The sequence below is a fragment of the Pseudoalteromonas sp. T1lg23B genome, from assembly GCF_002964665.1.
In the GTDB taxonomy this organism is placed as follows: Bacteria; Pseudomonadota; Gammaproteobacteria; order Enterobacterales; family Alteromonadaceae; genus Pseudoalteromonas.
In genome coordinates this window covers 1,310,085-1,323,145 of record NZ_PQBZ01000034.1, presented here as the reverse complement: position 1 = coordinate 1,323,145, position 13,061 = coordinate 1,310,085, and the positions used below count along the sequence as shown (strand labels likewise).

Annotated in this window: 10 protein-coding genes; 7 read left to right on the top strand and 3 right to left on the bottom strand. The window is 45.0% G+C overall.

Translation table 11 applies throughout. From position 1 onward, the window contains the following. The 7 genes from C2M32_RS14565 (at position 1) to C2M32_RS14535 (ending at position 8,810) form a co-directional block, all read left to right on the top strand. Positions 1 to 1,221, top strand: coding sequence for an ATP-grasp domain-containing protein (locus tag C2M32_RS14565; protein ID WP_105169040.1), 1,221 nt, complete (start codon positions 1 to 3; stop codon positions 1,219 to 1,221). A gap of 1 nt (position 1,222) precedes the next feature. Beyond that, positions 1,223 to 2,431: an MFS transporter gene (locus C2M32_RS14560; RefSeq protein ID WP_105169039.1), complete on the top strand. Its 1,209-nt coding sequence runs from the start codon at positions 1,223 to 1,225 to the stop codon at positions 2,429 to 2,431. Between the two features lie 142 nt (positions 2,432 to 2,573). Then, a complete protein-coding gene (locus C2M32_RS14555) occupies positions 2,574 to 3,089 on the top strand; it encodes a cysteine dioxygenase (protein WP_105169038.1) in 516 nt (171 codons plus the stop codon). Positions 3,090 to 3,147: 58 nt separating this feature from the next. Further along, positions 3,148 to 4,068, top strand: a complete 921-nt coding sequence (locus C2M32_RS14550; RefSeq protein ID WP_105169037.1) for a TauD/TfdA family dioxygenase — start codon at positions 3,148 to 3,150, stop codon at positions 4,066 to 4,068. Between the two features lie 34 nt (positions 4,069 to 4,102). Next, positions 4,103 to 5,161: a DUF1611 domain-containing protein gene (locus C2M32_RS14545; RefSeq protein WP_105169036.1), complete on the top strand. Its 1,059-nt coding sequence runs from the start codon at positions 4,103 to 4,105 to the stop codon at positions 5,159 to 5,161. 357 nt (positions 5,162 to 5,518) lie between these two features. Next, on the top strand, positions 5,519 to 7,204 hold the full coding sequence (locus C2M32_RS14540; protein ID WP_105169035.1) for a carbon starvation CstA family protein: 1,686 nt from the start codon (positions 5,519 to 5,521) through the stop codon (positions 7,202 to 7,204). A gap of 73 nt (positions 7,205 to 7,277) precedes the next feature. Further along, positions 7,278 to 8,810, top strand: a complete 1,533-nt coding sequence (locus C2M32_RS14535) for a M17 family metallopeptidase (RefSeq protein WP_105169034.1) — start codon at positions 7,278 to 7,280, stop codon at positions 8,808 to 8,810. A 43-nt stretch (positions 8,811 to 8,853) separates the two neighbouring features. Here the strand turns inward: C2M32_RS14535 and C2M32_RS14530 are convergent, their stop codons facing one another. From C2M32_RS14530 to C2M32_RS21170, 3 genes are all read right to left on the bottom strand, one after another. After that, entirely contained in the window at positions 8,854 to 11,079 is a 2,226-nt protein-coding gene (locus C2M32_RS14530) for a S9 family peptidase (protein WP_105169033.1), read from the bottom strand. Positions 11,080 to 11,233: 154 nt separating this feature from the next. After that, complete coding sequence (locus C2M32_RS14525; protein ID WP_442792710.1) at positions 11,234 to 12,748, bottom strand: dipeptidyl-peptidase 3 family protein; 1,515 nt, start codon at positions 12,746 to 12,748, stop codon at positions 11,234 to 11,236. Positions 12,749 to 12,762: 14 nt separating this feature from the next. Beyond that, positions 12,763 to 12,918 (bottom strand): hypothetical protein, encoded by a 156-nt coding sequence (locus C2M32_RS21170; protein WP_442792709.1) that lies wholly within the window; start codon positions 12,916 to 12,918, stop codon positions 12,763 to 12,765. Between the last annotated feature and the right edge of the window lie 143 nt (positions 12,919 to 13,061).

Here is a 13,061-nt window from a genome sequence, read left to right as displayed (position 1 = left end):
ATGAGAGTTTTGGTTATCGGTACAGTGCGTCAAGCGCATCAGGCTATAGTTAACTTAGAGCACGAGCTGGTTTTATTCATCAATAAGGGCTCTTCCCGTCCCGGAGATGTCAATTTCCCTTACCATGACTTGTTTTTATTCAATGAAGAAGCCTGTTCGGCAGAGTATGAAGATGTTGCCCATGCACTACACCAACATAAGCCATTTGATGCTATCTGTAGTTTTAACGATACCACGCAGGAAATTGCTATAGCGGTTGCTGATCGTCTTGGGCTTAGCTTCCCAGTTTCAATGGATTGTCTATCAGTACTTTACAATAAAGATAAAACCCGTCAGGTATTAAAACAGCAAGGGTTAGATGACACGGCTTATGCGGTTATAGAATCGGTAGAAGCTCTGAATTTATTTGTCGATCAGGTGGGCGGACCTGTGATTGTCAAACCCTTTAACGCCACCGGTAGTAGTGGGGTGACCAAGGTTCACCACCGTGGTGAAATTGACGGTGCACTGAGGTGGCTGAAGCAATGTGGCCACGATTTTCCTGTGATAGCCGAAGAATTTTTACTCGGGGATGAATTCAGCATTGAGGCCATCTCTGAAAATGGTAAGCATTGCATTTTAGCCATCACGAAAAAAATCAAAGATGAAGTTAATTTTGTCGAACTTGGGCATGTGTTGCCAGCTCCCATTGATGACGCAGCGAAGGAAGCTATCAGCACTTTCGTGCGTGACGCTTTAGATGCGTTGGGGCTGCGCGATGGCCCTAGTCACACCGAAGTGATGTTGACACCTAATGGCCCGAGAATCATCGAAACTCACTCTCGCGCTGGGGGCGATCGTATTTTTGAACTGTTGGAACTGGCAACTGGCATCAATGTGCTAGAAATGACGGTCCGTCAAGCAACTGGTGAACAGGTACTGCCGCTCATTGAAAAGTCGATGACCTCCACTAAGGTTGCGGCGATACGTTTCGCCGCTATGGGTTTTGATGATAAAACCCGCCTGAGTTCGGTTGAAAACCTAGAACAAGCTAGAGAAATTCCCGGTATTGTGGAAGTTAGCTTGATGAAAAGCCCAGGAGACGTGATGGGGGCGGTCACTAACAGTTTTGCCCGCTCTGCTTTGGCCATTGCGGTGGCCAACGATGCTGAACAAGCCTTGGCACAGTGCCAACAAGCGCTGGATACCCTGAAATATAACCTGAGCTGGGAACAGAAATAATATGTACTGGTTCTGCGCCGGCGAATTCGCCATCAATGTTGCTAGGGGCATGTTTACCCTAGCGTTGGGTATGCTGCTCTATAGTGCAACTAACAGTCTGTGGGCATTTACCTTGGCGTTTGCCAGTGAATTTCTTGTCAGTATTTTCTTGCAAGGGATAGCTGGCAGTGTGGTAGACCGCATAGGCGCTAAAAAAGTGCTGCTAACGGCATCTGCAGGCAGTTTCTTGATGATTGCAGTCGCTGCCTTGATCAGTCCTGATATTGCGACAGAACCGACGCTGCTCATTGCTGTGGCAATCGGCTTTAACTTGTTTCGTCCGTTCATCCGTAATGCTGTGTTTGTTTTGATCCCCGAAGTGGCAGGCAAAGACAGATTAGAAAAACTCAACGGCTATATTTCCATTGCACTCCAAGCTGGCCAAATACTGGGCATGGCCTTGGTGGGTATATTCTTGGAAATGGAGCAAGCTATGTGGGTGATTTATGCCGTAGCGTCCGGTTATTTGGCTGCATTTTTATGTTACTTGATCCTGATATTGGGTCTGCGCGCGAAGCAAAAGCTGGCAAAGACGCTGGAAAAAACGGACGGTGGCAGTTGGGGCGAGGTCTTTCGGTTCCTGTTATCAAATAAACCTGCGATCTTCATTTTTATAGTCGCTGCCTGTGATTACCTGGCAATTGCATTATTTAACCTGCTCCTAGCACCTGCCATTAAGCATAACTTTGACAACCTCGCCCGCTGGCTGACATTTCTTGATGTTGGTTTTGCCGTGGGGGCTATTCTTGGCGGTCTCTATGTGGCCAAAAATACCATCGAAGAGCGCTATAGAGTAACAGTAACCTGTGCTTCGATGCTTGCTGTGGCAGGGGTTTTTCTGGGGTATGTCTGGCAGCTTCATCCGTATGTGATTTTGGTTTTGACTTTTATTTTTGGCGCGCTGACGACTTTATCGACGGTGTGCTGGATGTCAGCACAACAAAAATTATCACCGCCTCACCTAAAGGGACGTATCGCTTCTGTGCGCTACATGGTGAATGCGTCAATGGTGGCGCTGGGAACTGGCATTGTTTCTTATGTTAACGATATCGGTTTTTCGCAGGCGGCGCTTGCCGCTGTGATAGTAATGGCTGCGATATTATCGATTGCGGTTGCTGGGTTTACGCTCAGTACTCGGCAGCACTGGAAATCAGCAGAGAACGTTATTTAGCTGGTGAGAAAATTACACAACTTTTGATTTATTACAGATAACAAAATCCTCGCTAACAATATATTGAATTTCAATGATGTATATGAAATTAGCAGTTTATATTTAGAGCGTAAGGAAGACTTAATTACAAAGGAAATATGTAATGGAAGCTTTATTTGACAAGAAAACCCCTAGGGCACTGCATCTTGTTTCGCCGCAAGCTACGCGTGATGCTATCCGTCAATTGCTTAAAGCCTTTCCGCAGCTGTCAATCAGTTTGGATGTGGAAAACGTGGTAATTGAGAGCCATTATCCGTTTGTGGCAGGTAGCTATAGCCGAAATAAAATATACCAGGATGAACAGTGCGAAATTGTTCTAGCTATATGGGATAAACATATTTCCTGTCCTGTGCATAACCATGGCAACAGTAAATGTAGTTTTATTATGGTCAGCGGTGAATTGGTTGAACAGAAAGTTATCACGGACAGGTTAGAGCCGACTAATGCCGAGATATGCTCTCACAAGTGTTTAAAGCCGGGTGATTACGACTTTATTGACGATATCAACCAGTTTCATTTCATTGAAAATCACACGGATGAAAAAAGTGTCAGTGTCCATATCTACAGTCCGCCCATCGGTGAATATGAGACTTTAGATTTCAATTCTAAAAATAAATAAAAGTCATTTAGATGTCAGTAAACATTACATTTTATATTGTTATAAGGAGTATTGGTGAATGAAATCCACCATCAATCAGGATGAGTACGGTCAAATATGTGAACTCACTCATCAAGAAAGCAATGAACTGTTAGAAATCGTTAAAGACTTAAATTATTCTCAGGAGCTAAAAACTCAAGATAATCAGGTTCTTAAAAAGATATTCGATGCCCGCTCACAGATTCCTGGAGAAATACAACAACAAGTTGAGCAGTTTAGGAACAGCAACCTGTCGTATTTCCTAATGAAAGGTCTGTCGACGGAGAAGGTCAGCGAAACTTTGCTGCTGCTGACCGGCTTGCTCGGGGTACCGTTTGCCCATGATCAGGAAGCCGAATTGGTTAGCATCGTTAAGCCTAAGAAAGTGGAACTTAAACCGGGAGAAACGGGTTATTACACTTGGAATAAGTTTGATCTGCATTCCGAGCTGCCGTATGTAAAAGATGCACCGGATTATTTGAGCCTACTATGTAAACACAATGTCGAAAATGGCTTTACCTACACGGCGTCGGTGAAAAAAGCCCTAGAGCTGATGAGTGAAGAAGATATCGACATGTTAATGAAGCCGGAATTTCAAATCATGATCCCGCCGCATTTTGGTCATGATGAGTCACATGCTGAATGTCGTCCTATCATAGAATCCTATGCTAACGGCCACCGGATCAGAATTCGCTTCGATGGCATTAGGTTATTGAATCAGGCGGCGAAAGAGCCGTTAGAGCGCTTGTACCAAGCCCTGAATCAAGTGCGCGTTGCACACTTATTGCAGCCAGGAGAATTATTGATAATCAATAATAATACCGCGTTGCACGGGCGTTCTGAATTCGAGCCCAGCTTTGCTGACGGCGATCGCGAACTACACCGGGTTTATCTCTACCGGGAGTCATCGAAGCTGATGAGTAATTTCGACTTTGTCGAAAAGCGTATCAGCGGTTTTTAGCTATTTAATTCAATTTGATATTTGGGAGTTTTCAATGTTTTCAGGTGGTTTTTCTGATCGTAAGATCGTATTGCTGTGCGAAGGGAATTTTGGCGTAATTGAAAGTAAGATAGCCTCAGCCTTTATTCGTTATAACGAAGAGCAGTGTGTGGCCGTGATCAACACTGAGTATGCTGGACAAAATGTTTCTGACGTACTGGGGTGGGGGCATGGCATCCCTATTGTGGCGACCTTTGCCGAAGCGTTCAAATATGAACCAGATACGCTATTGATTGGTGTTTCAGTGCAGGGAAATTCCTTTCCCGAGGCGTGGCGTCCGTTTCTTGTCGAAGCCATCAGCAATAAATTAGATATTGTTGCGGGTCTGAACTTCAAGCTAAATGACGATGCTGAGTTTGCTGCTCTGGCACAAGAGCATCAGGTGAAGTTGATCGATACCAAGTCAGTTCCACAAGATATTGACTTGAGTCGTGGTAGGGCTGAAAACGTAGACGCCTTGATCATACATACTGTGGGTACAGATTGTCGTGTAGGTAAAAAAACAACGGCATTAGAACTGACTTTAGAAGCGAAGAAACGCGGTATTAAGGCAAACTTCGGTGCAACAGGACAAACCGGAATCATGATCTCGGGCACTGGCATTTGTGTTGACTCGGTAATTGTTGACTTTCTCGGTGGTGCCACGGAAAAAGTGGTGTTGGATGCAGCTGAAGGGGCTGATTGGGCTGTCATTGAAGGGCAAGCTTCTATTGCTCACCCAGCCTTTGCTGGTGGGACCATGGGAATGTTATACGGTGCAATGCCGGATGCATTGATCTTGTGTCACCACCATAACAGAGAGAAGCACTATGGTTATGAGCGCCCCATTCCAGCACTTCAGGATTTAATCGAGATGTATGAGACCGTCACTAAGCTTTCTAAGCCTGCAAAAGTAGTCGGCGTGAGTTTAAATACATATCCTTTATCTGACGAAGAGGCAAAAGTGGCTATTGCGGAATTAGAGCGCGAGTTGAATTTACCGGTTACCGATACGGTTAAGTTCGGCGCTGGCAAGTTGGTAGATGCCTTAATTGATTTCGAAAAGAACAAGTAACCTTTGTGTTTATCCCTTGTCCGTGTCGACATATACGTCGACCGGGCAGCGGATTTTTAGGGCCTTCGGCCGAGAACGACTCAATCCTGAGATTTTGGCCTTACTTCGCTAGATGGCATTGGGTCTTATACAATGCATATCTGTATGAGGGCTCGACTCTGGTACGCATCAATTGAAAAGTGTTGTCACACAAGTCTCACAAACCAGTTTGTTTGAATTTTAGCCCGTCTGTGTCGGCGCAGATGAAATTAATATCTCCTTAGTTAAAACCATTCGACTCAGACTAAAAGGTAAGTGCATTACGTGATAACTGTGTTAATTTTTAGAGTCTAACAATAATACCTGCAGGAGCCTAAAATGCAGTCAATCATGATAGTACTGTTTGGGGTAATCGGAATGTTATTTGGCTGGTTTGTGTATTCCAAATTCATTGCCGAAAAAATATTTAAAATGGATGACAATTTTGTCACGCCCGCTCATGAGCTGAATGATGGCGTTGACTATGTGCCAACCAACAAAGTGGTGTTATGGGGGCATCATTTCACATCTGTAGCGGGGGCCGCTCCTATCGTTGGACCAGCCATTGCCGTGTACTGGGGGTGGGTGCCGGCAGTGCTGTGGGTCGTGTTCGGGACTATTTTCTTTGCGGGTGTTCATGATATGGGGGCGCTGTGGGCGAGTGCTCGACATAAGGGTAAATCCATGGGCGCATTGTCAGAAACCGTTATCGGTAAGCGCACTCGCGCACTGTTTATGATAGTGGTGTTTTTGGTGCTATTGATGGTTAACGCTGTGTTTGGTGTCGTGATAGCCAATTCATTTGTGGCTAACCCTAGTGCAGTCTTTCCTGCTTGGGCTGCGATTGCGGTGGCTTTGGTGATTGGTCAGTTACTAAAGCGCCAAGTGCCACTGATCCCGCTATGTGTGATAGGTGTCGCCATTCTTTACGCGACAATTTATATGGGATCGAGTATGCCTTTGGCGCTACCATCTGAAATGTTTGGCCTAACTGACAAAGCAAATTGGATTGTGATCTTATTTATTTACGCTGCGGTTGCCTCGTTATTACCCGTTTGGATGTTACTCCAGCCTAGAGATTTTATTAACGGTATGCAGTTGCTGGTGGGGTTGATATTACTTTATGGCGCGGTGTTTGTGGTGATGCCAGATATCACCGCGCCAGCATTTAACACTCAAATGGCTGCTCAAACACCCAGTATTATTCCCTTGTTGTTTGTTACCATTGCTTGTGGTGCTGTGTCTGGTTTCCATGGCATTGTCTCATCAGGCACTAGTTCTAAGCAGTTGAATAAAGAAACAGACGGTCGTTTTGTTGGGTACTTAGGTGCTGTAGGGGAAGGCTCGCTGGCGCTAATTACCCTTGTTGCGGTGAGCGGCGTGATGTTAGCCATGTCACCAGAACAATGGCATGAAATATATAGCCACTTAGGCGCAGGCAGCGTGGGCGCTTTTATCACTGGTGGCTCTAATCTGATCAGCAGTGGCTGGGGGATACCTACGGAAATCGCAGCTACGTTATTGGCCGTGATGGTCGTGTTATTTGCTGGCACAACGATGGACTCCGGCGTACGGTTGCAGCGCTATATCATTCAAGAGTGGGGGGAAATTTACCACTTACAAGTTTTAAAAAATGGCGTAGTGGCAACCTTGCTGGCGGTTGCTTGTTGTTTACTGCTTGCTTTTGGTGCTGGTGGAGCATCGGGGAGTGGCGGGATGATCATCTGGCCATTGTTTGGCTCAACCAACCAAATACTTGCTAGCCTCACCTTACTAGTGATCTCGGTGTATCTAATAAAACTGGGTCGTCCAGCTAAGTACACGTTGATCCCAATGAGTTTTGTGCTGTTGATGGCATTTTTTGCCGGTCTTATAAAATTGCAGGAGTACTATCAGCAAGGTAATTGGTTGTTGGTAGTGCTGGATGTAATCGTGCTTGTAGTGAGTGTGTTGGTGATGTTAGAAGCGTGGTCGGTGATCGCTAAACATCGTAGTAAGCAAGTAAAAAGTGTACAGACCCAGTAACCGACTTTACTGGTAAAGCATTATCAAATAACCCATAATCGGGCCCTTATTATCGTAACTAAGGGCCTTTTTTATGTCTTTTCCTCTCGCGTTACCATGTGATGATTTTTTCAATGCGCATTCAGATGCTGTCATTGTCATAGCCGCTGATGTGAATAACCTTCACGATGAACGTCTTAACAAAGCGCTTGCGCCGTACTTGGCTGTCGATGCCAGAATTGCTAACAAGGCGACGCTAGTACTTGCCGAAGAATTTCCTGGTAAGCGCTTAATTGTATCGCCAACCGGACCACTAAACCGAGATTATGACGACGTGCGACGTGTATTTGATGCGGCCAAAGCTGCTATTAGTGAAGCGAAAGCTGCGGGTAGCCAAGCACCAACGCTCATCGTCAGTGGCATGCCACAAGATGCACGTTATCAAAATGCCTTACAAGTTGCTTATTTGGGAGCCTGTCAAGCGCTATGGCAACCGTTAGAAGCGCGCGAATATCGCGGTCCAAGTATTGAACCCATCCGTCAAATTAGCCTATTCGGAGCAACGGAAACACAATGTAAGCAACTCAATGCCTTGGCTGCGGGTCAATATGCTGCTCGTGATTTATGTGGTACAGAACCTGAGCGTATGGCACCACCAAGATTTGCAGATTACTGTGTTGAACTGTTCAAAAACACCAGTGTTTCCGTTGAGGTGGTATCGGATATCAACACCATAGAGCAGCAATACCCTATGTTAGGCACCGTGGCGCGCGCATCTTATGCGGTAGAGCGTCATCATCCTCGTGTGGTTAAGCTGGTTTATACGCCAAGCGACGAGGTGACACGTACACTGATGTTTGTTGGTAAGGGGTTAGTGTATGACACTGGTGGGGCTGATCTAAAAGTCGGTGGCTTTATGGCGGGTATGAGCCGAGATAAAGGCGGCGCAGCGTCTGTTGCTGGCTTTATGAAAGCGGTGGCAGATTATCAACCAAGTGGTGTGAAAGTGGTTGCTTACCTTGCTGTAGTACGTAATTCAATTGGCTCAGATTGTTTTGTGCCAGATGAAATTATCACCTGTCGTGAAGGTTTGAAAGTGCGCATTGGTAACACTGATGCGGAAGGGCGTTTGGCGATGGGCGACCTGTTAAGCGAAATGAAAGATATGGCTAAGAGCGAAGTTAATCCAACGCTGTTTACTGTTGCAACATTAACGGGACACGCAGCACGTGCCGTAGGGCCTTACAGTGCCTATGTTGAAAATGGTCCGGCTCGTGTGGCTCAGGTGTCTCGCCAGCTTGCTGATTTTGGCGATTTATGGGCCGATGGCGCAGAATTATCGCGCAGTCGTCGTGAGGACTATGACTTTGTTAAGCCTCGCACTTTGGCTGACGATGTGCTGTCGAGCAACAACGCACCGTCAGCGGTGACGGCGCGTGGTCACCAATTCCCAATGGCATTTTTGGCCATCGTGGGTGGATTGGATAAGCATGGTTGTGACTCTCAGTTACCTTTACCGTATGTACATATGGATATTGCTGGCAGTGGTGTTGAGGGTGGTGATTGGCAACACGGTAAACCTACCGCAGCAACGGTAAGTAGCCTGTTTGCAAGATACTGTCTGTAACTTGGGCGGTTAAAAAGGGCACTGACTGTGCCCTTTTTTGTTTTTAATGTTGGCTGTTGAAATGTCTATCAAAAAAGTTTGTGATCGTTTGATGTAAGTGCGTTTGTACTTTTTTACCTCGCAGGCTGTGTTTTGACCCCGGGTAGGTCATCATTTCAAATGGCTGCATATTGTCTTGCAACTGTTTAAATAGCTTTGTAGCGTGGGTAAATAGTACGTTGTCATCCGCCATACCATGATAAATCATCAATGGCCCTTGCAACCCATCCGCATAGTCAAAGACTGCACTTTGTTTATAGCCTTGCGCATTGTCTTTTGGGTGTCCTAGATAGCGCTCAGTATAATGAGTGTCATACAGTGTCCAATCTGTAACAGGCGCGCCAGAAACCCCCGCTTTGAAATATTCAGGCGCTTTAAACATGGTCATCAGCGCCATATATCCACCATAGCTATGGCCATAAATACCGATGCGTTGCGGGTCTACATAATCAAGGCTACGAAGAAACTCTACGCCACGAATTTGATCAGTAACCTCTACTACGCCTAACTTTTTGTAGATAGGATCTTCAAAGCGCTTACCGCGATTGTACGAACCGCGATTATCAAGTTGAAAAATCACATAGCCTTGTTGTGCCATGTATTGAAAGTACAGGTTCTTACTACGCCAGTTATTCACTACGCGTTGCGCGTGTGGGCCACCGTATACGTTGACAATGACAGGATACTTTTTACCTTTTTCAAGTTTGGCAGGTTTAAACAAGCGATAATGCAGTGTTTGGCCGTCTTCAGCCGTCAAAGTACCGTACTCGGGCTTTGCTAGGTCGTTCAGGTATGGAGTAAGTGGATGATGCTCATTGAGTTCATTTTGCTCTAACCATGTTACAAACTCACCATTGACTTTACGAAGGGCCACCGAATTGGGTTGGTTGACCGCAGAGCTGTTATCGATAAACGTTTTGGCGTCTTTGGCAAGCACTACATTGTGGTAGGTTCCCAAGTTTGTGATGCGGGTAATCGGTGACTTTTCAAAAACCGCAGTACTGTATAGATGACTCTCAAGCACTGTGTCTTTGCGAGCTGCAAAGTACACCTTGCCAGCTTTTTCATCGACTCCTTTAAGTGCATCGACAACCCAATCGCCGTGAGTGATTTGGCGCACAAGTTGGCCATTATTGCGGTATAAATACAGATGTTTGAAACCATCGCGCTCAGAGGCCCAGATAAAGTGCTTATTATCTTTTAAGAAATGCAGGTCAAAGTGTAGGTTGAGCCAAGTATCACTTTGCTCTGTTAAAGCAACGCGTTGTTGTTGTTTTTCGGTATCATAGAAACGCAATTCAAGGGTTTGTTGGGCGCGATTTTGCCATTGATAAGACAGTGTTTTGCTGTCGTTGAGCCATTTAGCCCGAGCAATATAAATATCTTTATCTTTGCCTAAGTCAATCCAGTCTATCTGCTGGTTATCGATTGATACCACCCCCAGCTCAATGGTCACGTTTGCTGTGCCCGTATAAGGATAGCGCTGATTAAATAGTTTCACTTCATCGGCATATATTTCGTTGCGAATAGCCTCTTGAACAGGGCTTTCATCTATGCGAGTAAAGGCGATTTTTGATTCATCTTTGGCCCACCAATATCCGGTCATTCGGCTCATTTCTTCTTGGGCTACGAACTCCGCCATGCCATTTTTAATGACACCACCACCGTCTTTGCTCAGAGCAATTTCTTTGCCTGTTTGTAGCTCCAACACATACAAGTTTTGCTCACGAATGAAAGACACATAGTTGCCTTTGGGTGAGAATTTGGCATCCGTCTCAAAAGCGTCGGTATCGGTGAGTTTTCGACTTTTACCAGAAGCGAGGTGATAGTAGTACAAATCCCCATTGAGCGGGAATAGCAGGGCTTTACCGTCATCTGACCAAGTGTATTCTAATATTCCTCGGCCAAAAATACGTTGCCGTTCACGGCGAGCTTTCTCTTCGTCGGAGAGAGTTTCAGGACCAGAGAACAAAGCTTGAGAGTCAACCAATAAGCGGTTTTTATTGTCTTTAAGATTGTACTCCCATAAGTCGTAGCGATTATAATCCTGCTGTTTACCTTGCAAGTAAGTAACACGACTACCATCCGGAGAAAACTTAAGCTTTACGGGCGCTTTACCCGCAAGACCTGGATCATCAAAAATACGCTCAAGCGTAAGTGGCTGAGCTGCTGCACTAGCGGCTAGCGCTAGAGACAACCCACATATCAAAGAAGAAAATGTAACTCGCACAGTGCACCTTAACTATCAATAAAAGTGATGTGATGGTAGCGGCAAGCTTTGCAGATGACAATTAATTGGGATGGAGTACCGTGCGTGAGCGGTTAGTCGCACAGTCTAAAGAATAAAGGCGCCGGAGGCGCCTGTAGTCTAGAACAATGGTAGCTTATAGACCAAGTACGGATTTACCTTGTTTAAAGGTCACATCCACTGGGATATTTGCTTGCGCTAGCTTTTCTAAATCAGCTTTAAGCTCTGCTTTAATATCACCATGAGTGGCAATCAATTGATCTACTTTTTGATAATCACCATCGCCTTGTAGTGTCAAAATCAAATTAGAAAGATTCTTCATCGCGGTTGCCATTTTATCCATGTTTACTTTGTATAGGCCTTGCTCATTTTTAGAAAATGCACCTTGCTCTTTAAAGAAATTGAAACGGATCATATTGGCTTTACCATGTGCACTTGAAGCACCAAAGCGTACAGAGCGGAAGATACCGGCCATAAAGGTAATGTAATAATCCTCAATGGTCCCTTCTGTGATTTCACCTTTGTTCAATAACTGTTCAACCATGTAAAGGCCAAGAATATCGGCTTTACCTTCTTCGATAGCACTGGCATGTTCCTGTAGCGATTGACGTACGGTGCCTTTGCCTGTGATGGTATTTTTAATACCTAGCCCGTGCGCAACTTCATGGAACATTGTATTAGCAAAAAAGGCGTCAAAGGTAATGTGTTTACGTTGCTCAGGCACGATTAGCTGATCGGCAATCGGTAGCATGATTTTATCAAACTTAGCACGCATGGCGTTTTTAAGTTGTAAGCGACGTGTCCCTTTTTCAAGCTGAACCTGCTCATCGTTTGGCAGGTTAATCGCAATGGTTTTACTACCAGCATTTGAATGCCCAGCATAATAGATGACATCATACGCATTCAAGTCTGCATCCGACCCAGGTACTTCTTGCTTATATTTGTCATCGACAGGCAAGCCTGTTTGTAGTTCAGGCAAGAAGGCGGCAAACTTAGCTAAACGCTCACTCCAAGCTAAGTCTTTAACCAAGACATAAGACTCAAATCCAGCTCGGTAGCCAAATAGTTGATCTTCATAGGTTTCAATTGGACCAATAACAACATCGATGGGGTTATTTTTCATATCCATCCAAGCGAAATCAGACGTTTGATAGCTATTATTCAGTAGTGCATCAGCACGTAACTTAAGATAGTTGGCAAACTCTTTATCTTCGGCAAGCGCACTGGCTTCTAGCAATAGTTTCGCCGCGTGCTTGAGCTCTTTACCATAAATTTCAGAGTAAGGAATGCTATAAAGTTTTCCCTGTTCATCACGCTTAATGATTGAATACAAGCCATTTTTATCTTTGATGTCAGAGGCGTTCAGTTCTTCTTTGCTCATATCATGAGGGTAGAATTCGGCTCCGGGGGCTTTTTCTTCGAAGCCACTAAGAAATACTTTGTCTCCATCTAGTCTATCCCATGGACCATAGTTGATATCTGCGAAGCGACGTACTTTTTCATCGTTGATACGGCTTAGAAAGGTGTCTTTGTCCATACCAAAGCTTTGCTTCCAGAATAGATCATCCATCAATTTAGACGCATCAATCAATTTCGCGATCATTTGCTTTTGGTTGTCGCTTAGGTGAGACAAATCGGTATTAAGCGTCACTTGTGTGTAAATGTCTAAACGCGAAGGCTCAGTGTTACAAGCTCATAGTTTGGTGTTTGTGCTTGTTGTGTGTCTGCGGCAGTCGATGTGTTAGTTGCTGGGTCTGAACATGCACCCAGTGCCAAGGTGCTGGCAATAATCAGTGCCTGACTAATTTTTGAAAGTCTCATGCTGCTCTCTTTTTGTTATTGGAAATAAAACTTGAGCGCCTACTTTACATGATCCAGCGTAATTATGCCTAACTGCTGCGACCATTTTTATAAAATTGTCCAAACATCGACCGCGGCTAATATTTTTATGTTGCTTTCTTAAC